The 20,967-nt window shown below is 73.0% G+C and carries 19 protein-coding genes; 10 read left to right on the top strand and 9 right to left on the bottom strand.

Annotated features, from left to right (window positions below; genetic code table 11):
• Positions 1–48: 48 nt before the first annotated feature.
• Positions 49–1,695: an IS1182 family transposase gene (locus tag AMIR_RS25050; protein WP_084799264.1), complete on the bottom strand. Its 1,647-nt coding sequence runs from the start codon at positions 1,693–1,695 to the stop codon at positions 49–51.
• Positions 1,696–1,871: 176 nt separating this feature from the next.
• On the opposite strand from AMIR_RS25050, the gene AMIR_RS25045 reads away from it, so the two are divergent.
• Positions 1,872–2,471 (top strand): hypothetical protein, encoded by a 600-nt coding sequence (locus tag AMIR_RS25045; protein ID WP_041837009.1) that lies wholly within the window; start codon positions 1,872–1,874, stop codon positions 2,469–2,471.
• A 182-nt stretch (positions 2,472–2,653) separates the two neighbouring features.
• A complete protein-coding gene (locus tag AMIR_RS25040) occupies positions 2,654–5,749 on the top strand; it encodes an amidohydrolase family protein (protein ID WP_015803758.1) in 3,096 nt (1,031 codons plus the stop codon).
• A 37-nt stretch (positions 5,750–5,786) separates the two neighbouring features.
• Here the strand turns inward: AMIR_RS25040 and AMIR_RS25035 are convergent, their stop codons facing one another.
• The gene (locus AMIR_RS25035; RefSeq protein ID WP_015803757.1) at positions 5,787–6,524 is read right to left on the bottom strand and encodes an SDR family NAD(P)-dependent oxidoreductase; all 738 of its coding nucleotides are present in this window, start codon (positions 6,522–6,524) and stop codon (positions 5,787–5,789) included.
• Positions 6,525–6,558: 34 nt separating this feature from the next.
• A complete protein-coding gene (locus tag AMIR_RS25030; protein ID WP_015803756.1) occupies positions 6,559–7,404 on the bottom strand; it encodes an SDR family oxidoreductase in 846 nt (281 codons plus the stop codon).
• A 93-nt stretch (positions 7,405–7,497) separates the two neighbouring features.
• Here AMIR_RS25030 and AMIR_RS25025 point away from each other — a divergent pair, with 93 nt between their 5' ends.
• On the top strand, positions 7,498–8,064 hold the full coding sequence (locus tag AMIR_RS25025) for a TetR/AcrR family transcriptional regulator (protein WP_041837008.1): 567 nt from the start codon (positions 7,498–7,500) through the stop codon (positions 8,062–8,064).
• A 119-nt stretch (positions 8,065–8,183) separates the two neighbouring features.
• Positions 8,184–8,543: a hypothetical protein gene (locus tag AMIR_RS25020; RefSeq protein ID WP_015803754.1), complete on the top strand. Its 360-nt coding sequence runs from the start codon at positions 8,184–8,186 to the stop codon at positions 8,541–8,543.
• Between the two features lie 258 nt (positions 8,544–8,801).
• Here the strand turns inward: AMIR_RS25020 and AMIR_RS25015 are convergent, their stop codons facing one another.
• Entirely contained in the window at positions 8,802–9,938 is a 1,137-nt protein-coding gene (locus AMIR_RS25015; RefSeq protein WP_015803753.1) for a hypothetical protein, read from the bottom strand.
• A 602-nt stretch (positions 9,939–10,540) separates the two neighbouring features.
• On the opposite strand from AMIR_RS25015, the gene AMIR_RS40610 reads away from it, so the two are divergent.
• The 3 genes from AMIR_RS40610 to AMIR_RS25000 all read left to right on the top strand — a co-directional run bounded on the left by AMIR_RS40610 (position 10,541) and on the right by AMIR_RS25000 (position 13,809).
• A complete protein-coding gene (locus AMIR_RS40610; protein ID WP_187313444.1) occupies positions 10,541–12,583 on the top strand; it encodes a helicase domain-containing protein in 2,043 nt (680 codons plus the stop codon).
• Positions 12,584–12,839: 256 nt separating this feature from the next.
• Positions 12,840–13,022 (top strand): hypothetical protein, encoded by a 183-nt coding sequence (locus AMIR_RS25005; protein WP_015803751.1) that lies wholly within the window; start codon positions 12,840–12,842, stop codon positions 13,020–13,022.
• A 298-nt stretch (positions 13,023–13,320) separates the two neighbouring features.
• Entirely contained in the window at positions 13,321–13,809 is a 489-nt protein-coding gene (locus AMIR_RS25000) for a hypothetical protein (RefSeq protein WP_015803750.1), read from the top strand.
• 480 nt (positions 13,810–14,289) lie between these two features.
• Here the strand turns inward: AMIR_RS25000 and AMIR_RS24995 are convergent, their stop codons facing one another.
• A complete protein-coding gene (locus tag AMIR_RS24995; protein ID WP_015803748.1) occupies positions 14,290–14,634 on the bottom strand; it encodes a hypothetical protein in 345 nt (114 codons plus the stop codon).
• 189 nt (positions 14,635–14,823) lie between these two features.
• Between AMIR_RS24995 and AMIR_RS24990 the strand changes: the two genes are divergently transcribed.
• A complete protein-coding gene (locus AMIR_RS24990; protein ID WP_015803747.1) occupies positions 14,824–15,687 on the top strand; it encodes a helix-turn-helix domain-containing protein in 864 nt (287 codons plus the stop codon).
• Positions 15,684–15,905, top strand: coding sequence for a DUF397 domain-containing protein (locus AMIR_RS40605; RefSeq protein ID WP_015803746.1), 222 nt, complete (start codon positions 15,684–15,686; stop codon positions 15,903–15,905). Before AMIR_RS24990 ends, AMIR_RS40605 begins: the two co-directional genes overlap by 4 nt.
• Before the next feature lie 91 nt (positions 15,906–15,996).
• On the opposite strand, the gene AMIR_RS24980 is transcribed toward AMIR_RS40605, so the two are convergent.
• From AMIR_RS24980 to AMIR_RS24965, 4 genes are all read right to left on the bottom strand, one after another.
• Complete coding sequence (locus tag AMIR_RS24980) at positions 15,997–16,752, bottom strand: alpha/beta fold hydrolase (protein ID WP_015803745.1); 756 nt, start codon at positions 16,750–16,752, stop codon at positions 15,997–15,999.
• A 91-nt stretch (positions 16,753–16,843) separates the two neighbouring features.
• Positions 16,844–17,281: a response regulator gene (locus AMIR_RS24975; protein ID WP_015803744.1), complete on the bottom strand. Its 438-nt coding sequence runs from the start codon at positions 17,279–17,281 to the stop codon at positions 16,844–16,846.
• Positions 17,278–18,774, bottom strand: a complete 1,497-nt coding sequence (locus AMIR_RS24970; RefSeq protein ID WP_015803743.1) for a sensor histidine kinase — start codon at positions 18,772–18,774, stop codon at positions 17,278–17,280. Before AMIR_RS24970 ends, AMIR_RS24975 begins: the two co-directional genes overlap by 4 nt.
• Positions 18,775–18,776: 2 nt before the next feature.
• The gene (locus tag AMIR_RS24965; protein WP_015803742.1) at positions 18,777–19,946 is read right to left on the bottom strand and encodes a PP2C family protein-serine/threonine phosphatase; all 1,170 of its coding nucleotides are present in this window, start codon (positions 19,944–19,946) and stop codon (positions 18,777–18,779) included.
• Positions 19,947–20,083: 137 nt separating this feature from the next.
• On the opposite strand from AMIR_RS24965, the gene AMIR_RS24960 reads away from it, so the two are divergent.
• Entirely contained in the window at positions 20,084–20,866 is a 783-nt protein-coding gene (locus AMIR_RS24960; protein ID WP_015803741.1) for a lysophospholipid acyltransferase family protein, read from the top strand.
• Positions 20,867–20,967 lie beyond the last annotated feature (101 nt).

Below are 20,967 nucleotides of genomic sequence, written 5' to 3'. Positions count from 1 at the left end.
GGCCCCACCCGCAGCGGACGCTGTTGGCTAATTCTGCCCCGCTGGATCTCATCCAGCGGGGCAGAGTGCTGCGAAGGGGGAGACGCGGGTGCGGGCGAGTGGTCTGCCGGTGTGCCAGGCGTCGAGGCGGGCGAGGTTGATCGCGGCACCGGTGAGGTGGTGTTGCAGGCGGGTCTTGGCGAGACCGCGGTAGCGGGATCTGCGCAGGCCGAACGCCTGGACGCCCTGCGAGATGGCGCCCTCGACGCCGGCACGGTGTCCGTAGCGGCGACGCCAGTGGTCGGTGTCCTGCTCGACGCGGGCCTGCTGGAGGATGTCGTGCTCGGCTCTGGGCCGCAGGGTCAGGTTGCGGCCGGTCCTGGCATTGGTGCAGGAGGTGCGCAGTTCGCAGGGGCCGCAGTGTCGTCGCGCGAAGCGGACGCGGGTGACCGGCGTGCCGCGGTTGCCGTGGGCATCCCGCCACTGGACGCTGGTGTGGCCGCCGGGGCGGACCGCCTGACGCCGGTTCCAGTCGACGGCGAAGTGCGTGTTGTCGAAGAAGTGGTCGGTCATCTGTTCCCGGTTGGTGTTCTGCCCGACCGGCCCGACAAGGTCGATGTCGTGGTCGCGGCGGGCGTGGTGGATCTGCTCGGCGTCGATGTATCCGGCGTCCACCAGGTGCTCGTCCGGTAGGAGTTCACGCTCGGCCAGGGCGGTGTGGACGTCTTCCAGGACGGCGTTGTCGTTGACCGGTGCCGGGGTGGTGTGGATGTGGGTGATCAGGTGCGGGGCGTCGGGCTCGCAGGTCTCGCCGAGGTGGACCTTGTAGCCCGACCAGGCCAGATCCCGCTTCGCCCCGGTCCTGGCCTCGGGTTCGTGCGGGGTGCGTAAGCGGATCAGGCCGGGCGGGGCGTCCTTCGGGTGCCTCCAGAGCACGACGCCTTCGACGTGCTGGAACTGCTGCACCCATGTCCGGCGCAGTAACTCCACCGCGGGCAGATTCCACAGGCCGGGAGGCGCTTGCGTCGAGCAGGCGGCTTCGAGCAGCGTCATGCCGTCGGCTCCGCACTGGTCGCCGTGCTCGACGCGCGCGGCCCACCGGGACGGGAAACGGCTGTCCTCCGGCCGGGCCGAGTAGCGGTCGAACCACTCCGGCGCGGCCACCGTCACCAGCCAGTCCCCGGCCACCTCGGCAACCTGGTCCAGTGCCGTGCGCAGTGTCTCGACCACGAACTCAAGCCTGTTCAGGTCCCTGGTCGGGGCCAGCACGCGGGTGGCGTCCGTTCGCCGCCGTCCGCCCGGCTTGACCAGCCCGGCCTCCCCCGCAGCCCGCAGCACCGCGTCGAACACCGCGCGGCCCGCGTCCGCCTCGGCGAGCCGGGCACGGAACTCGCTGAGCACCGAGAAATCGAAACCGGTATCGGTCGACTCCAGCGACAGGGCGTACTTCCAGTCCAGGCGCGAGCGGACCGCGTGCGCGGCCTGCCGGTCGGTCAGGCCCTCCGCGAACTGCAACACCGACACCAGCGCCAACCGCGCTGGCGACACCGCCGGACGCCCCCGCACCGCGAACAACTCCGCGAAGTCCGCGTCGGCGAAGACCGGCCCGAGCACGTCACACATCCGCATCGCCAGACAGCCCCTCGGGAACACCGCACGCGCCACCCGCGCCGTCTCCTCCGGGATCTCCGCCAACTCCACCCCACGCAACGACACGAACCCACCCTTGAATACGACGACGGCCTGCACAACCCAACGGGTCGCGCAGGCCGTCGTTACGCCGGCCCCGGATTTACCAACAGCGTCCGGACTCGGGGCGGGCCTTCGCGGGTGGGCGGATGCCCGCCTCGTGCTCGCGAAACACCGTGGTGGGTGAGGACGATTCACCGTGCGTGGATGCCGTCGCCCGAGAGGTCACATCCCCCATCGCGGGTTTCGACGCGGCGCTTGCGGTGCTGCTGGAGTTCGTCGGCGTCAACCCGGTCCTGGTCGCGGCCGTGCTGCTCGCGTACGCGTTGGAGTCCTGGTACTCCAACATGAAGAAGATGATCCACCTCGCGTCCACCACCGGCGGGGCCCTGGCGCGGGGAAGCGTCCAGTTGGCTTCGCAGCGCCCGGTGCGAATCCTGTTCACCCTCACCACGACGGCCACGGTGGTGCTAGCGCAGGTCATGATGGTCCGGTTGAGCTACGTGGGTGGCAGCGTCGTCTCGCTCTTCACCGACCCGGTCAGCCTCCCCTTCGGCCTGCTGGGCATGGGCGCTGGGTTCTTGGTCGTGGTGGCACTGGTGTTCGACTCGTTCTTCTTCCTGTTCTCCCTGCCGACCAGCAGAGACTACGAGTGGCCGATGGTCGCGGAGTACGTCCTCGACCCGCCCAGGCTGACGATGAACCTCGTCTTCGCCGTCTACTGCGGCACGGCCTTCATCGCCGTTTACGGCGCCGCGACCGTGCGACGCCTGTGGGCCAGCGTGCCGAAGTCACCTATCTAGTCGTCCCTCCGAACGCTGCCCTACCACCCCGCACCCGTCCGCCCGGCTCACCGACCTTCGGATTCCCGGCCGCGCAAGACCTTCCCGCCTGTCGGGACGCCCCCGAAGCGCCCGTCCGCCCACCCCGTGCGCGCGGCCTACCGTGGAAGGTCGACCGGTCGACGAATCGGGAGGGGTTCCCCGTGAACAGCGCACGTGCTGGTTTCCGCCGTCGAGACCTGCTGCGCGGGGCCGCCGCCGCCGGCGGTGTCGCCCTGGTCGGGCCACCCGGCCTCGCCGCCGCACAGGACAGCGAGTTGTCGGGCGCCCTCCGGCGGTTCACCGCCACCGAGGGCACCAACATCACCGCCGCCCTCTCCCCGGACGGCCGCACCATCGCCATCGACCTCTACACCCGCATCTGGCTCCTCCCCGCGTCCGGCGGCAGGGCCCGCCCGCTCACCGACCCCGAGCAGGACGCCACCCGCCCGCACTTCTCCCCGGACGGCCGCAGCCTGGTCTTCCAGTCGTACCGCGACGGCAACTACCACCTGTGGACGATCGGCGTCGACGGCCGCGGCCTGCGCCGGCGCACCTCCGGCCCGACCGACCACCGCGAACCCCGCTTCTCCCCGGACGGCCGCGCCATCGCCTACTCCGGCGACGCGGGCGCGGACGGCTACCACCTGTGGCTGCTCGACCTGGCCACCGGCCGCACCACCCGCCTCACCACCGGCCCGAACGACGACGGCGAACCCGTGTTCAGCGCCGACGGCCGCCACCTCGTCTGCACCGCCGACGGCGCCGCGATCGACCGGATCACCCTGGACGGCGGAGCCCGCACCCGCCTCGTCCAGCCCACCACCGGAACCCGCGTCCTCGCACCCGGCCTCACCCCGGACGGCCGCCTCGTGCACACCGCCTTCGCCGGGCCCACCACCTCCCTCGTCGTCGACGGCCGGGTCGTCAGCGCCGACGAGGACCTGTTCGGCTCCAGCCCGCAGTGGCTCGGCGCGGCCCTGCTGCACACGGCGGACGGCGGCCTGCGCGTCCGCGACCTCACCACCGGCGCCACCCGCGCCATCCCGTTCGAGGCCACCGTCGAGCACACCCCGCACGTCGACCGCCCCGCGGCCCGTCCGGTCGACCGGAAATCCGGCCCGGTCAAGGGGATCGCGAGCCCGGTGCTGTCCCCGAACGGCCGCGAGGTCGCGTTCCGCGCGCTCGGCGCGCTCTGGCTGCTGCCCCTGGACGGCGAGCCTCGCGCGCTCGTGGACGACGGCTCGTTCGCCTCCGACCCCGACTGGCGCCCGGACGGCTCCGCCCTGGTCTACACCAGCGACCGCACCGGAACGCCCGCGCTGTGGCGGCACGACCTGGCCACCGGCGCCGACACCCGCCTCACCGACCTCCCCGGCGCGCAGCTCACCCCCAGGATCGCCCCGGACGGCGAGCGGATCGCGTTCCAGGACGCGGACGGCGCCACCTGGGTGCTCTCCGACGGCGTCGCCACGCAGGTCCTGCCCGCGCTGTTCCAACCGGGCCGCCCCACCTGGTCCCCGGACGGCCGCACGCTCGCGCTCGCCGCCGTGAAACCGCTCTCACGCCGCTACCGCGAGGGCACGAACCAGATCCTCACCGTCGCGCTCGACACCGGCGAGGTCCGCTACGCCGAGCCGCTGCCGGGGAAGTCCCTGTCCACCAGGGGGGACGACGGCCCGGTGTGGTCCCCGGACGGCCGGTGGCTGGCGTTCGTCGTGGAGAGCGCGCTGTGGGTCGTCCCGGTCGACGGGCGCGGCGCGCTCACCGGCGACCCGCGCCGGATCGCGGCCGGACCGGCGGACGCGCCGTCGTGGAGCGGCGACTCGAAGTCGTTGCTGCACCTGGAGAACGGCGTCCTGGTGCGCACCGGCCTCAACGGCCGCGCCCGCCGCTCCCGCGTCCCGCTCACCTGGTCCAGGCCCCGTGCCGAGGGCCGCAAGGTGCTGCGCGCGGGCGCGTTGTGGGACGGCCGGGCACAAGCGTTGCGCCGCGACGCGGACGTGCTCATCAACGGCGACCGCGTCGAGTCCGTGCACGACCGCCGCGCCTGGCCGGGCCTGGAGGTCGTGGACGCCTCCCGGTTCACCGTGCTCCCCGGCCTGATCGACGCGCACAACCACTGGCACCTGCGCGGCAGGCAGTGGGGCGACCGGCAGGGCAGGTTGTGGCTGGCCTACGGCATCACCACCACCCGCTCGCCCGGCGACCCGGCCTACCAGATGGTCGAGACCAGGGAGGCCCTGGACGCGGGCAAGCGGATCGGCCCGCGCTACCTGGCCACCGGCGAGGCCGTCGACGGCAGCCGGGTCTACTACAACTTCATGCGCACCACGACCAGCCCCGAGCAGGTCGACCTGGAGCTGTCCCGGGCGATCGCGCTGGAGTACGACCTGGTCAAGACCTACGTCCGCCTCCCGGTCGCCTCCCAGCGTCGCGCCGTCCAGCTCGCCCACCGCGCCGGGCTGCCGCTCACCTCCCACTACCTGTACCCGGCGGTCGGGATCGGCATGGACGGCATGGAGCACGTCGGCGCCACCAACCGCCTCGGCTACTCGCACACCAACACCCGCCTCGGCCGCGCCTACCGGGACGTGACGGGCCTGTTCGCCGCCTCCGGCATGTCGATCACCACGACCCTGTTCCCGGCGGCGGTCCTGCACGGGGAGGACCGGTCCCTGGTGCGCGATCCCAGGACCGCCGCGCTGTTCCCGCCGTGGGAGTACGAGCGGTTCGCGCAGGAGGCCGAGGGCTACGCGCAGGACACCCCGGCGAACCGGCAGACCAGGGAGATCCTGCGCGGCAACGCGGAGACGCTGCTCGCCGTGCACCGGGGCGGCGGGCTGGTGCTGGGCGGCACGGACGCGCCGCTGGACAAGGTCGCGGTCGGGCTGCACCAGAACCTGCGCGGCCTGGTCGCGCACGGCTTCACCCCGCACGAGGCGCTCACGACGGTGACCGCCAACCCGGCCCGCTGGCTGGGGCTGGCCGACCGGATCGGCGTGGTGAAGCCGGGGGCGTGGGCGGACCTGGTCGCGGTGGAGGGCGACCCGCTGCGCGACGTCACCGCCGCCGCGAACACCCGGCTCGTGGTGACCGGCGGGGTGGTGCGCACCCCGGAGGAGCTGATCGGGCCGTTCGCGGGCGCCCGACCGGCGTCGGCCGGGACGACCGGGGTGGGCGCGCCGCTGCCCAGCGCGGACCCGGACCTGTTCTGGTGGCACGGGGAACCGGAGTGGTCGGCGCACGTGTGCCACTGACGCCCCCCGGCGCGGCCCTGCGCGGGCCGCACCGGGGTCACGCCGCCGGACCCAGCAGGAACCCGCCGTCGGCCACGAACTCCGAGCCCGTCGCGAACCGCGCCCGGTCCGAGGCGGCGAACAGCACGAAGTCCGCGATCTCCGCGACGTCCGCCCGGCGCGGGATGGGGAAGTCGCCCACCGGCACCAGCTCCTCGCCGTCCGGCCCGTACGCCAGCGGGGTCTCGATGATGCCGGGGTGGACCGCGTTGACCCGGATGCCGTCACCGGCCAGCTCCACCGCCGCCGCGCGCAGCAGGCCGCGCAGCGCCCACTTGCTGCTGCTGTAGGCGACCAGTCCCGGCGCGGCGGCCAGGCCCGCGATCGAGTTCACGTTCACGATCGACCCGCCGCCCGCCAGGCGCATCGACGGGGCCACCGCGCGGATGCCCAGGAGCGCGCCGGTGAGGTTGACGTCGAGCACCTGCCGGAAGTCGTCGAGCGGGATGCCCTCGGTGGTGCCGGTGCGCAGGTGGGCGGCGTTGTTGACCAGGACGTCGACCGGTCCGAAGCGGTCCTGGGCGCGGGTGATCGCCTCGGCCCAGTCGGACTCGCTGGTGACGTCGAGCCGCACGCCCAGCGCGGGGCCGTCGAGCGCGGCGGCCAGCTCCTCGAAGCCGGTCCTGCCCGCGACGACGGTGTTCGCGCCCGCCGCGGCGAACTTCGCGCACAGCTCGGCGCCGAGGGCGCCGGTCGCGCCGGTGACGAGGACGGTCTTGCCGGTGAAGTCGTTCATGGCGAACTCCTTGGGGGGTAAGGGTTTGGGGGGTTCAGCGGACGTCGTCGGCGTCGGTGGAGAAGGCCAGCTCGCGGCCCGCCTCCAGCGCCGCGAGGCGGTCGCGCAGGGCGGCGGTGGCGAGGGCGTGGGCGTCCGAGCCCAGCGTCAGGCGCAGCGGTGCGTCGGCGCGGTCGGCGGAGTCGACGATCGCGGCGGCGACCTTGGCCGGGTCGCCGGGCGTGGGCAGGGGCGGAAGCTCGCCGGCGACGACGCGGCGCAGCTGCCCGGAGGGGCCGTCGGCGTACTCGGGCAGCGGCGCGCCGAAGACCGCGCCGCCACCGCCGAAGTTGGTGCGGGCCATGCCGGGCTCGACGATCGTCACGCCGATGCCGAACGGCGCCAGTTCCGGCGCGGTGGACTCCCAGAAGCCCTCGACGCCCCACTTGGTGGCGTGGTAGAGGCTCATGGCGGGGAAGGCGATCTGGCCGCCGACGCTGGCGATCTGGAAGATCCGGCCGCCGCCCTGGCGGCGCAGGTGCGGCACGACCGCGCGGGCGAGCTGGACGGACGCGGTGAGGTTCGTGGCGACCTGCCGGTCGATCTGCTCGTCGGACAGCTCCTCGGCCGCCCCGAACAGGCCGTAGCCCGCGTTGGACACGACGACGTCGATCCGGCCCAGCTCGGCGAACGCGCGGTCCACGACCTCGCGCTGGCGGGCGGTGTCGGTGACGTCGAGCGCGGCGCGCCAGAGCCGGTCGCCGTGCTCGGCGGCCAGGTCGTCCAGGGTCTCCGGTCGGCGCGCGGTGGCGGCGACCCGCTCGCCGCGCGCCAGGAGCAGCGCGGTCAGCTCGCGGCCGAAGCCGGAGGACGTGCCGGTGATGAACCAGGTGCGGGTCATGGTGGGGGCTCCTCGGTAGGTAACTAACTAGGTACATTCCTACACGGTGCGGACGCGGAAGTAAACACCTGGTTGGTTATGTACGATCGGCCCATGCCACCTGACGCGACCGAGACCAAGCGCCGGCTCATGGCCGCGGCGATCGAGGAGTTCGCCCGGTACGGGCTCGCGGGCGCCCGCGTGGACCGCATCGCCGAGACCGCGTCGGCGAACAAGCGGTCGATCTACATGCACTTCGGCGCGAAGGAGGAGCTGTTCGACCTCGTCGTCGCCGAGACCATGTCCGAGCTGGCGCGGGCGGTGGTGATCGACGCGACCGACCTGCCCCGCTACGCGGCCGAGCTGTTCGACCGCCTGGAGCGGCGCCCGCAGGTGCGCAGGCTCTACCTCTGGGCGGGCCTGGAGCGCCAGCGCCCGGTGGACGCCGAGGTCGCCGAGTACCGCCGCAACGTCGCCGCCATCGCGGCCGAGCAGGAGGCGGGCCGGGTCCGCGCGGACATCCCGGCGGTGGAGCTGATGGCGATGGTGATCGCGCTGGTGATGAGCTGGGACACCGCGTCCTGGTCGCTGAAGGCCCTGGGGGAGGAGACGGGCGCGCAGGCGGCGGACCGGGGCGCGGCGGTGTCGGCGGCCGTCGCGGGACTCATCCGGCCTGCCTGAGGGCGGTCGGGCCCGCTCCCCCTCCCGGCGGGGTGGTGAGCGGGCACGGGCGAGGTCATCGGGACTGCCGGACCCGCCGGGTACGGTGCTCGCACACCGAGGCGAGGGGGGAGCGGACCGTGGAGCCCAGGGCAGTCGTGGACCGGTTGTTCGAGCGGATCGCCGCCGGGCGGTTCGACACCACCATCACGGTCCAGGACCGCGAGCGCGACGACCGCTGGGTGCAGCTGCGCGGCAACTCGATCAACCTGCCCCACCCGTCCACCACGCCGCCCGCCGAACTCCTGGGGCCGCTCGACCTGTTCGGCGACCTGCCGTGGGAGGTCGAGAGCTGGGAACCGGACGGCTACGCCACGATCGACTGGGGCCCGGTCGGCGCCAACGGCGAGGCCGCCGCGCTGACGACCGCCCTGGAGCGACTCCTGCGCCACCTCGGGCTGCCCGCCGACTCGGAGCGCTGGGAGGTCGCCGAGGGCTGACGCCGCCATCGTCCAGCGGCATGAAGTCGACGACCGCCGCGACCTCGCCGGCGGGCGCGATCACGGCGGCCTCCACGTCGAACCGGCCCCCGGTGGCCGGTGACCACGCAGCGCGCCACCTTGGACTGCCCCGGCCCGCTGAGCTCCCAGAGCTCCTCCACGGGGCGGGACAAGGACCTCTTCGAGTCTCCGGCCACCCCTCGTCGTCGGGCGATCGTCAAAGCGGCGGGGCGCCCGCGTCGGACGCCCCGCCCCCGCTCACGGGGTCCACCGCACGGCCCGCTTGCCCGCTGCCCCCACGACGTGCCCGACCACGATCCCGTTCCCGCCCGCCCCCGACGCGACCGACCCCGTCGTGCCCGGCGGCGCCGGCAGCGGCGTCACGCCGCCCGACGAATCCCAGCGCACCGCGAACCCGCTCGTCCCCGCGCCCGCCTGCCCGAACGCCCCGCCGATCCCGTCCAGCCCGACCACCGAGCCGTTCACCTGCCCGGACGGCAGCGGCAGCTCGTGCGGCGTCCCGTCCGGGGACCACGTCACCGGCACGGACGCCTCGCCCTGGTCCTCCGCCCAGCTGCCCACCGACCTGCCCGACGCGTCCACGTCGACCACCTCGGCCGCCGTCCAGCCCGGCCCGGTCCGCAGCTCCACGGCCGGACCGCCCGCGCCCCACCGGAAGGCCCTCGGGACGAACTCCGCGTCCCGGTGGCCTGCCACCACGTGCTCGCCGTCGATCCCGGCCGTGCGCAGGTAGTCCTGGCTGGTCACCCCGAGGTCGGTGGGCGCGCCCGCCGCGTCCCAGCGCATCGCGTGGTACCGCCCGTCCGCCCCCAGCGCCGCCCCGGACACGTTCCCGGCCTCGTCCACCGAGGTCGCCCGGCTGTCCCGCGTCCCCAGCCCCGGCAGCACGCGCAGCGCCCCCGACGGGTCCCAGGTGGCGGCGTGCGTGACCCCGCTGCCGTCCGTGGTGTTCCCGACCGCGAGCCCGGCGCCGTTCACCGCGTCCACGGTGCTCTGCCCGCCGCCCGCGATCTGCGGCAGCCGCACCACCCGTCCGTCGGCCTCCCAGCGAACGCCGTTCACCCACGTCCCGCGCACGTTCAGCAGCGCCGCGCCGCCCGCGTCCACCCCGACGGGGAACGACCGCGACACCGGCACGGGCGGGAACTCGCGCACCGAACCCCCGGCCCAGCGCACCACCACCCGCGCCCCGTCCGCCCGGACCGCCCAGCCCAGCGCGACCCCGGAACCGTTGACCACCACCGCTTCCGCGTCCCGACCGGGGGTGAGCGGGCTGAGGACCTCGAAACCCGCGGGGGCCGCCACCGCCGGTGTCGCCGAGGCCGCCAGGACCGCCGCCGCGACGACCGCCGCACCGCGGAGTCTGCTGCTCAACTCGTCCTCCCGTTGCCGCACCGGGGGATTCCGGTCTGGAACCCCACGACACCCACCTTGGCGCAGCGGGGTGGTGCCGGGGAAGAGGGGGCGCTGCCGGGTGCCCGAAGGCTCGCGCGCGCGTGCGGAAAGGGCGCCGGAAAGCGTGGTGCGAAATGTCCCGGGACGACACGGGACCGCGCGGGACGGCGCGGGAGAAGGAGCCGGAGACGGACCCACCGGGCTCGGGGAAGGTTTGGCAACCACCCGGTCGGTCCGCCTCCGGCGAACCCCGCCCCCCGGTTCCGACTCCACGCCGTCGGCCCTGGGACGGGGACGTTCAGCGAACGGGACGGCCACTCCACCTGCCGTTCCGCTCGCTTCGAGGGTGACAACGGCGGGGTGGGGGCGGACCTGAGGGCTTCACCCCGCCGACCGGGCGAAGACCGCGGCGGAACGGGGCGGAAGGCTGCGCGGGAAAAGCGCGCGGTGCTATACAGGATGATTGCGCGTTGTTTTCAAACAATCGCTTGGATGTCCTTGAAGAATTATAGCACAAGGGGGCAAGAGTGGTTCGGTCGAATTCATCGGAAACGGGAAAAGCGCAGGTGGGCAACCCTTCGGTGGAACTGGCCGCGGAGCGCGCGAGGTCCGCCGAGCGGTACCGGCGGCTGGACGCCGAGCGCGCCGAGGCCCGGCGCCGCCTGGACGCCGTGCTCGCCGACCACACCGACCTGCCGTGGCAGCGCGAGGTGGCCGCCCGCACCCTCACCGACCGGCTCGCCGGGTTGACCGCGGCCGACAGCGGGCTGTGCTTCGGGCGCACCGACCACGTGGACGGCGGGACCACGTACGTCGGGCGCACCGGCCTGGCCGACGACGAGCAGGGCACGCTGCTCGTGGACTGGCGCGCCCCCGCCGCCCGGCCGTTCTACACCGCGACCGGCGCGCGTCCCGAGGGCGTCACCCGGCGGCGGCACTTCCACGGCAGGGGGCGGGTGCTGGAGGAGTTCCACGACGACGAGCTGGGCGCCGACCGGTCGTCGCTGCTGCGCGCGCTGGCCGCGCCGAGGGACGGGGAGATGCGCGACATCGTCGCCACCATCCAGGCCGAGCAGGACGAGGTGATCCGGCTGGGGCACCGGGGCGTGCTGGTGGTCGAGGGCGGTCCGGGCACCGGCAAGACCGCCGTGGCGCTGCACCGCACCGCGTACCTGCTCTACGCCCACCGCGACCGGCTGTCGCGCTCCGGCGTGCTGCTCGTCGGCCCGAACCCGCTGTTCCTGCGGCACGTCGGGCGGGTGCTGCCGTCGCTCGGGGAGAACGACGTCGTGTTCGCCACGCCCGGCGAGCTGTTCCCCGGCGTGGTCGCGGTGGCCGAGGACGAGCCCGAGGTGCGCGGCCTGAAGGGCGGGCTGGGCGTGCTGGACGTGCTGCGCGAGGCCGTGGCCGACCGCCAGGAGCTGCCGGACGACCCGCTGCCCGTGGAGCTGGAGGACGTCACCGTGCCCGTGACCGCCGCCGTGGCGGAGGTGGCGCGCACCCGCACCCGCGAGCTGGGGCTGCGGCACAACGCGGCCAGGTCGGCGTTCCACCGGCACCTGGCCGAGGCGCTGGTCGAGCCCGCCGTGGCGCTGATCGGCTTCGACTGGCCGGAGCTGGTCGCCGACGTGCGCCGGGAGCTGCGCGCCCACCCGGCGGTGCGCGCGGCGGCGGACCGGCTGTGGCCGGAGCTGACGCCGCAGCGCCTGCTGGCGGACTTCTACGGTGGCCGCTGCCTGGCGCTCGGCTACCCGGAGCTGCACCGGGAGCGCGGTGACGCGTGGACGGTGTCCGACGTGCCGCTGCTGGACGAGGCGGCGGAACTCCTGGGCGACGACGGCTCGGCGACCCGTGCGGCCCGCGCGCGGCGACGTGCGGATGTCGAGTACGCGCAGGGGGTGCTGCACGTCATCGACACGGACGCGGAGCTGCACGAGGAGGAGCTGCGCGCCGTCGACCTGGTGCACGCCGAGTGGCTCGCCGACCGGCACGAGACCCGCGACCACCGCTCCCTCGCGGAACGCGCCGAGGTCGATCGGGAGTGGGTGTACGGGCACGTGGTGGTGGACGAGGCGCAGGAGCTGTCCGAGATGGACTGGCGCGTCCTGATGCGCCGCTGCCCGTCCCGGTCGATGACGATCGTGGGGGACCGGGCGCAGCGGCAGTCGGAGTGCGGCACGGCGGACTGGGGGCGGGCGCTGGGGCCGTACGTGGCGGACCGGTGGGTGCACCGGACGCTGACGGTGAACTACCGCAGCACCGAGGAGATCATGACCCTGGCCGCCGAGTCCTTGGCGGAGGCCGATCCGACGGCCGTGCCCCCGACGTCCGTGCGGCACGGCGAGGAGCCCTGGTTCGCCACGGTCGCGGAAGCGGGCGAACTGGAGTCCTTGATCGCTGAGGCGCGCCCGCAGGACGGCACTTTCGCCGTGATCACCCCGGACGGCCCGCTGACCCCGAAGCGCGCCAAGGGTGTGGAGTTCGACGACGTGCTGGTGATCGACCCGCACCGGATGACCCCGGCCGAGCGGTACGTGGCCCTGACGCGAGCGACCCGCAGACTCGGCGTCGTGCGCATCGGGGGAGGGGGACGGGGCGGGGGAGAGGTGATGGGAGAGAGGTGACGGGGGAGAGGTGACAGGGGAGGGGTGACGGGGGAGGGGCGACGGGGTGGGATCCGGTGGTGCGTGTTGCTGTTCGGGTGGTGTTGCTCTGGGTCATCGATTCGGCCGTGCGGGGGAAATATCCCCCCGATGCATAACGCGGGTGGGCACCGGGCATCCCAGGGTCCCACCAACCGGTCCAGACTCCATTCCTCCCCGGCGATCCCTCCGCCGCAGGGGAAGGAGTACTGACCACCGCTCGAAGAGGAGCGAGACCATGGGCCACAAGCGAGACCTCATCGACGTCCTCAGCGGTGACGAGTTCGACCAGCCCTCACCCTTCGGCCTGATCTACCCGGTCCGCACCAGCGACGGCGGCTACCCGCCCGACCAGCGCGGCCGGACCTGGGAGTACCTGTTGGCCTGTGGCCGCGACCTGCGGCCCACGATCAACTCGTGACCCGCTCGACCACGAGCCCCCGCGGTCCACGACGGTTTCTGCTTCACGCACAACGAGTTTCACGCACAACGAGCTCTGCCCCGGCTACGACGGAAGACCCGCGCACCCGTGCTCAGCCCGGCGCGCGTGCGCGGGTCTGGCGGTAACCTCCTCCACGCCCAGGCCACTGCAGCTGACACCCGTGACTGCGGCCGACACCGGCCACTACGGCTAAAACGGGCCACTGCGGCCGACACCGGTGACTGCGGCTAGCGCCGGCCACTGCGGCCGAGAGCTGTGACTGCGGAAGCGGCTGGCTGTGACTGCGGCAGGCGGCTGGAGGGCGCCGATCGCACTGTCCGAGCTGTCGGACGCGGGGGTTGTCGTGCCCGAACCTGTTCCGGGCTTGGTCCCCACCACGCGCGACTGTTTCGGCACCGCGTTCGTGACCCTCTACGGCGCCTTCGTCCCGCATCCCTGGCACGACCCGGATCGCGACCTGTACATCGTCTTCCACGACCGCGCCAAGAGCCTGAGGTGGCTGGATGACACCGGCACCCTGGTCCGGGGCACCGCGCAGCGCCAGATCGGCACGCCTGGGCTGTGGCGCATGAACGACGCCGGGGTGGTTGACCCGAGTGCATCGATTGCTGACGCCCCAGCCGTCAGTGCCCCAACCGTCAGTGCCCCGGTCGCCAACACTTCAACCCCGTACGCCCCAACCCCGAAGACCTCAAGCCCCAACACCTCAATCCCCGGCACCCCAATCCCCGGCACCCCAATCGTTGGCGGCTCGGCCGTCAGCTGACCTGCTGTCTCGGCTAGCGAGGCTGGGAGGGCTGAGGCGGTTGCCTGGGTGCAGGCTGTTGTTGTGCTGGCTGGGGCGGGTTCGGCGTTGCCCGTGCGGCCGTTGTGCGGTGTGCCGTTGACGCCGTTGAGCGGATTGGTGCTCTTCGGCTTGCGGCGGTTCAGGTTCTGCTGCCTGTGGGGCTCCTTTCCGGGCTTCGTCCGCTGCCCTTGGTTGTTGCGGCCGGGTGGTCTGGTGGTGTGGCTGCCGGAGGGCGGGTTCCGGTGCGGATCACCTTGGACGGTGGGCAGGATCGTCGGGTTGGTGAGGTGGTGAAAGGGATTCGGGAACTGGTGGCGACTGTGGACCAGGGCGTGTTCGAGCTTGCGGACGGCCCTGTGCGCTTTGAGACCGGTGGGCGTGGTTCGGTGACGCTGTTCCACGACAGCCTGTGGAGCGGGCCGTCTCGGCACCGGGTGACGTTCGGCGGGAGCCTGGTGGTCACGGTTGCGCGTTGTCCCGTGGCCGGGAGCCGTGGGGTGGCGTGAGCCAGATCAGGTGGAGCTTCACCCCCTTCTCGTCCCTCGCCAGGCGGGTGAACGTGGTCAGCGCGCTTTCCGGGCTCGCCGAGCACGTGCGGAAGTCGCCGTCCGTCGACGACACCTCCGCCCTGTCCTGGAAGGCCATGCCGTAGGCCGCCACCCAGCCCTCCTGGGTCTCCGGGTACTCGTGGGCTATCGCGAACAGCTGCGGGGCCTCCTCCGCCGCCAGGGTGGCCAGCCACCACGACTGCGCGGTCGGGGTGGGCGGGGAGGTAGGGGCGGCGGGTGAGGGGTGCGGGTGCATGGGACGCCCTTCGGGATCAGCGGGTTCTTCGGTATCGGCGGGCGGTGCGTGCCGGCTGGGCCACTTGTCGGGGGTGGGGCCGGTGCTGGTCAGCTTACCGGGGGATTTGAACCGGGACCATGAACCTGAAGGGTGAACTGTGGGGGTGCGCGCTAGGCTCTCGCCGTCCCGAACCCCCTGGAAGGGCACATGCCGAGCACTCAGACGCGGTCCAAGCGGAAGTTGGGGAGGAGGCTCGCCCAGCTCCGGGTGGACGCCGGGCGGCGGCCCGACGAGATCGCGGTGGCGCTGCGGAAGTCCGCCGGGCTCGTGTCGAAGATCGAGAACGGGCACGTCATGCCCGACTACCCCACGCTCCAGGTCATCCTCGCCCAGTGCGGGGTCACGGACGTCGTCGCGCGCCGGGCCGTGGAGGAGCTGTGGGAGGAGGCCAGGAGCAGCGCCAAGCCCGTTGAGGTCTCCCCCGGGATGTCCTTGAAGTACCGGGCCTACCTGCGGGCCGAGGCGGACGCCGCCGAGGTGCTGACGGTGGAGCAGACCCTGGTGCCCGGACTGCTCCAGACCGGTGCTTACGCGGCGGCCGTGCAGCGGACCACGTTGCGGGCTGTGGCCGGGGGCGGGGCCAAGAAGGCCGTCGAGTCGCGGATGGGGCGACAGCGGCGGGTGCACGCGGAGCGCGACCCGCTCGTGGTGCGCGCGGTCGTGGACGAAGCGGTGGTCCGGCGGGTGGCGGGTGGGAGCGAGGTGATGGTGGAGCAGCTGCACCACCTGCTCGTGCTCCAGGAGCTGCCGAACGTGACCATCCAGGTGATCCCGTTCGAGCGCGGGCTCTACACCGAGATGGTCAGCCCGTTCGTGCTGCTCAACTACCCCGACCCGGTCGAGGACCCGCCGCTGGTCTACGTCGAGCACCGGGGTGGCGGGCAGTGGGTCGAGGACGGTGGGGAGGTCCAGGAGTTCCTGGGCGCCTTCACCCGGAACGCGGGGGCGGCGCTCTCGCCCGAGGAGACGAGCGCGTTCATCCGGCGGGAGATGGAAGGGCTGGGCGCGTGACGAGCGAGACGGTGCGGTGGCGGCGCAGCAGTCGCAGTGGGCCGGACAACAACTGCGCCGAGGTCGCGCGGGTCGGCGACGGACACGGCGGCGGTGGCAGCGGCAGCGATAGTGGCAGCGGCGGCGTCCTGGTGCGGGACAGCAAGTGCCCGGATGGCGGCGTGCTGGAGTTCCCCGGCGCCAGCTGGGCCGGGTTCCTCGCCTCGTTGCGGCGCTGAACCGCGGGATCAGCGGTGGCGGCTACCGGAGCCAGCGGTAGCTACCAGTGCCACCAGCGCCACCAGTGCCACCAGAGGCGGCCACCACCCCTCACCCCAGGAAGTGCCTCCTCACCGCAGGCGCCAGCGCCTCCGCGGGCACTTCGTGCCACTGCCCCGGCAGCTCCAGGTACTCCCCGTCGCCCAACCCCCGAGCCGCCGCGCGGGCCCACTCCCGCAGCCGCCCGTCGCTCGACCCGCTCGCCACCACCAGCGCGGGCACCCCGATCGACCCCAGCGGCGGCGGGTCGGCGGACACGGTCAGGTCGTACACCAGCGTGTGCGCCAGCGCCTCCAGACCCGGCCACATCGGCGACTCGCGCACCCCCACCAGCAGCTCCGCGGGCACCCCGATCGTGCGCTGGAAGTGCTCCACCGCGTCCCCGCGCCGCCCGGCCGCCACCAGCGCCCCCACCTCGGCCGCCAGCAGCCCGTCGTCGGGCTCCCCGGACAGCGGCGGCTCCACCAGCGACACCGCGGGCACCGGCAGCCCCGCCGCCACCGCGTGCAGCGCCAGCACCGCCCCCGACGAGTGCCCGTGCAGGAACGCCGGCCCGCCGACCGCCTCGATCAGCGCCCCGACGTCCTCGACCTCGCGCGCCACCGAGTACGGCAGCACGTCGCCGCTCTCCCCGCGCCCCCGCCGGTCGTACGAGAGCACCGAGAAGTGCTCCGACAGCGCGACCGCCAGCTCCGACGACCCGCCCATCCGGTACGAGCACGCCCCGCTCACCAGTACCACCAGCGGACCCGAGCCGATCAGGTCGTACCCGATCCGCGTCCCGTCCCGCGACACCGCCTCAGCCATGCCGGGAAAGCTACCGAGGACCCCCGACAAAGAACGGGGCCGAGACCTTCACCTGATCAGGTGAAATCGGTCCCGGCCCCGGAGAGCGAGATCAGCGCGGCAGCTTCACCACGGTCACGAAGAAGTCGTCGATCTGCCGCACGACCTCGATGAACCGGTCGAAGTCCACCGGCTTCGTCACGTACGCGTTCGCGTGCAGGTTGTAGCTGCGCAGGATGTCCTCCTCCGCCTCCGACGTGGTCAGCACGACCACCGGGATGGTCCGGAACCGCTCGTCGGCCTTGATCTCCGCGAGCACCTCCCGGCCGTCCATCTTCGGCAGGTTCAGGTCCAGCAGGATCAGCCCCGGCCGCGGCGCGTTCCCGTACGGCCCCTCGCGCCGCAGGAACTCCAGCGCCTCGACGCCGTCGCGCACGATGTGCAGCTGGTTGCGGATCTTGTGGTGCTCGAACGCCTCCTGCGTCATCAGGGCGTCGCCGGGGTCGTCCTCGACGAGCAGGACGTCGATCACGCTCAAGGGGTCGCTCATCGCTTGTCCCCGGTCTCCTCTACGACGGGCAGGGTGAACTTGAAGGTCGTGCCAGGGCTCTCGGCCGTCTCCAGCCAGATCGTCCCGCCGTGGTATTCGACGATCTTGCGGCACATCGAGAGCCCGATCCCCGTGCCAGGGTAGTCGTCCCGGTGGTGCAACCTCTGGAAGATCACGAAGATCCGCTCAGCGTACTCCGGATCGATGCCGATCCCGTTGTCGGTCACGGTGAACGTCCAGAACTTACCCGTTCGCTCCACCCCGATGTCGATCCTCGGCGGCTGCTCCCCGTGGAACTTCAGCCCGTTGCTGATCAGGTTCCCGAACACCCCGCTGAGCAGCGACGACTCCCCGCGCACGGTCGGCAACCCGCTGTGCGTGACCACCGCGCTCGTCTTGGTGATCACCTCCGAGTAGCTGTCCACCACCTGGTCCACCAGCTCGCCGCAGTCCACCATCGTCTGCTCGCGGGTGATCCGCCCGACCCTGGAGAACGCCAGCAGGTCGTTGATCAGCACCTGCATCCGCTTGGCCCCGTCGACCGCGAACTGGATGTACTGCTCGCCGCGCGCGTCCAGCTGCCCCGAGTAGCGCCGCTCCAGCAGCTGGCAGAAGCTCGCGACCTTCCGCAGCGGCTCCTGCAGGTCGTGCGAGGCCACGTACGCGAACTGCTCCAGCTCCGCGTTGGACCGCTGCAGGTCCTTCAGGTCGGACACGATCCGCCTGCGCATCGCGTCCACGTCCTCGGCCAGCATGACCGTCTCGCGCGGCCCGCTGGTCTCCACCGCGTGCCCGTAGTCGCCCTCGGACACCTCCCGCACCTGCGCGGCGAGCGTGGCCAGCGGCCGGATCAGGATGCGGTGCAGCACCACCGCGACCCCCGCGATGATCACCGCCAGCAGCGTCCCCAGCGCGATGCACAGCCACAGCAGCCGGTCGGCCGTGAGGTCCAGCTCGGCCCGCGCCGCGTCCACGTCGCGGGTCATGTCCGCCTGGAGCTGGTTCACCGACCGCCTGACCTGGTCGAACAGCTCCTTGCCCACGGTCGTGCCGCCCACGCCCGGCTGCGGCTGCCCGTTCTCGGTGACCTGCGCGATCAGCCGCTCGGCGTACTGCTCGCGCCAGTCCTGCGCGATGCCGCGCGTCTCGGCCAGCCGCGCCAGCAGGTCCGGCCGCGTGGTCCGCAGCGCCGACGTCACGCCCCGCGCCGCGTTCTCCTCGGCCTCGATGCCGCGCGTGTACGGCGTCAGGAAGTCCGAGGACGCCGACAGCGCGTACCCGCGGAGCCCGGTCTCCTGGTTGACCAGGGCCGCGTCCATCTCGATCACCAACCGCCTCGCGGGCCCGATCTGGTCGAGCACCACCGCGCGCTGCTTGTCCAGCGAGTTGAGCGCGAAGCCGATCGCGGTGACCGCCCCGCCCGAGACGAGGATCAGGATGGCCACGGCCGCGGCCAGCAGCCTGCTCGCGGGCCAGCGGTCGCGGTAGTTCATAGTCAGCTCTGCTCCGATATCAACAGCACGGCCATGTCGTCGTCCAGTTCCCCGCCGTTCAGCTCCTTAACCCGCGAGATCAGCGAGTCCAGGAGCTCGTCGGGGTCGATCGTCCCGCCCCGCGCCCCCGCGCGGACCTGCCCGATCAGCTCGATCAGCCGCTCCGAGCCGAGCCGCTCCGAGTCGTTGCCCACCCGGCCCTCCACGAGGCCGTCGGTGTAGATCATCAACGACCAGCCGGGCGGCAGCTCGACGTCCAGCGCGTCCCACTCGCTGTCCGGCAGCACGCCCAGCGGCAGCCCCGCGCGCGTCCTGGGCAGCTCGACGATCTTGTCGTCCGCCATCAGGATCGGCTCGGGGTGCCCGGCCAGGAACACCCGCGCGGACCGCCGGTCGGGGGCCACCGAGATCATGCACGCGGTGGTGAACAGCCCCGGCTGGTGCCGCTCCAGCTCCAGCAGCTCGTGCATCGTGTGCAGCACCCGCTCGGGGGTCTGCTCGGCCAGCAGCAGCGCGCGCCACGCTATCCGCAGCAGCACGCCCAGCGCGGCCTCGTCCGGCCCGTGGCCGCACACGTCGCCGATGATCACGTGCAGGGTGCCGTCGTGCGCCTGCACGGTGTCGTAGAAGTCGCCGCCCAGCAGCATCCGGCTGCCGCCTGGCCGGTACCGCTCCTTCACCAGCGGCGCCGGTCCGCGCAGCAGCGGCGACGGCAGCAGGCCGCGCTCCAGGCGGGTCTTCTCGGCCGCGTGCAGCTTCTCGTCCCGCAGCTGCCGCTGGGTCTCCTCGGCCTGCTTGCGGCCCACCGCGTACCGGATGCCGCGCAGCAGCGCCGCGCCGTCGACCTGCCCCTTGACGAGGTAGTCCTCGGCGCCCGCGGCGACCGCGCGCATCCCCTGGTGCTCGTCGTTGAGCCCGGTCAGCACGATGATGGCGGCGGGCGCGGACTGGGCCAGCAGGTTCAGCAGCCCGTCAAGGCCGGTGGTGTCGGGGAGTCCGAGGTCGAGCAGGACGCAGTCCGCGCCGGACAGCTGCGTCATGGCCTCGCGCAACGTGCGCGCGCGCAGCAGCTCGACGTCCGCCCCCACCTCCTCCAGAAGTGCTTCGACCAGGATGGCGTCGCCCTCGTCGTCCTCGACGAGAAGCACGCTGATGCGGTCGACCGCGCTCATGGGCACGTGCGGGACCCTAGCTGAACCTGATCAGCCGGTGGACGGGCAGGGAAGCGTTCCCAGTGGCGGCGTGCCGCGGGGCGGCGCGCGAGCCCGGAGCGGCATGTCCGAGGATTCCCGTCGTGAGCTTCTCCGAGATGGTGGCGTTGACGCCGAGGCTGCCCCGGCGCGGCCGGGGGATCTGGTACGGACTGGCGATCGAGTTGATCTGGCCGCTCCTGGTGCTGTTCGTCCGGATGCGCATGACCGGGCGCGAGAAGGTGCCCAAGAGCGGCGCGGTCCTGCTCGCGTCCAACCACCTGTCGAACGTGGACCCGATCCTGCTGACCGCGTACGCGCTGGCCTCCGGGCGCGTCCCGCGCTACCTGGCGCGCGCCAACCTGTTCACCGCCCCGGTGATCGGCGCGGTGATGCGCTCCGGCAGGCACATCCCGGTGGACCGGGGCAGCGCGCGGGCCGGGTTGGCGCTGGACGCGGCGCGCACGGCCCTCGCCGAGGGCGAGTGCGTCGGGGTGTACCCGGAGGGCACGTTCACCTCCGATCCCGACCACTGGCCGATGCGCGGCAAGTCCGGGGTGGCGCGGGTGGCGCTGGCGACGAGGACGCCGGTGGTGCCGGTCGCGCAGTGGGGGCCCGAGCGGCTGCTCCCGGACGGCTCGGCGCGGCCCCGGCCGTGGACCGAGGTGCACATCACCTGCGGCGACCCGGTGGACCTGTCCGACCTGTACGGCAAGCCGATGACCAAGCAGGTGCTGGACGAGGCGACGGCGCGGATCATGGCGGCGATCACCGGGCTCCTGGAGGGGCTGCGCGGCGAGCCCGCGCCGAAGCGCGAGCTGGTGGACCGGGCGGACGCGCGGCGGGTCGCGGACGTGCCGGAGGAGCGGGAGCCCGAGGCGGAGCGGCGGATCGCCGAGTGATCGGCCGGTGGACGGCGGAAACCCGCGTTTCCGCTGTTCACGGCGCTTCTGTTCCACGGAGCGGGAAGCGGTGACGGTGCGCGCCGGGGTCGTTACGTTCG

Source organism: Actinosynnema mirum DSM 43827 (assembly GCF_000023245.1).
GTDB lineage: Bacteria > Actinomycetota > Actinomycetes > Mycobacteriales > Pseudonocardiaceae > Actinosynnema > Actinosynnema mirum.
This window is presented reverse-complemented; position numbering and strand designations above follow the sequence as displayed.

Excerpts from the sequence above, each read along its gene's own strand:
- AMIR_RS24990 (WP_015803747.1), top strand. The coding sequence starts at position 14,824 with ATGCCGAGCACTCAGACGCGGTCCAAGCGGAAGTTGGGGAGGAGGCTC.
- AMIR_RS24970 (WP_015803743.1), bottom strand. The coding sequence starts at position 18,774 with ATGAACTACCGCGACCGCTGGCCCGCGAGCAGGCTGCTGGCCGCGGCC.
- AMIR_RS25030 (WP_015803756.1), bottom strand. The coding sequence starts at position 7,404 with ATGACCCGCACCTGGTTCATCACCGGCACGTCCTCCGGCTTCGGCCGC.
- AMIR_RS25005 (WP_015803751.1), top strand. The coding sequence starts at position 12,840 with ATGGGCCACAAGCGAGACCTCATCGACGTCCTCAGCGGTGACGAGTTC.
- AMIR_RS25035 (WP_015803757.1), bottom strand. The coding sequence starts at position 6,524 with ATGAACGACTTCACCGGCAAGACCGTCCTCGTCACCGGCGCGACCGGC.
- AMIR_RS24975 (WP_015803744.1), bottom strand. The coding sequence starts at position 17,281 with ATGAGCGACCCCTTGAGCGTGATCGACGTCCTGCTCGTCGAGGACGAC.
- AMIR_RS24965 (WP_015803742.1), bottom strand. The coding sequence starts at position 19,946 with ATGAGCGCGGTCGACCGCATCAGCGTGCTTCTCGTCGAGGACGACGAG.
- AMIR_RS25025 (WP_041837008.1), top strand. The coding sequence starts at position 7,498 with ATGCCACCTGACGCGACCGAGACCAAGCGCCGGCTCATGGCCGCGGCG.
- AMIR_RS24995 (WP_015803748.1), bottom strand. The coding sequence starts at position 14,634 with ATGCACCCGCACCCCTCACCCGCCGCCCCTACCTCCCCGCCCACCCCG.
- AMIR_RS24960 (WP_015803741.1), top strand. The coding sequence starts at position 20,084 with ATGGTGGCGTTGACGCCGAGGCTGCCCCGGCGCGGCCGGGGGATCTGG.
- AMIR_RS24980 (WP_015803745.1), bottom strand. The coding sequence starts at position 16,752 with ATGGCTGAGGCGGTGTCGCGGGACGGGACGCGGATCGGGTACGACCTG.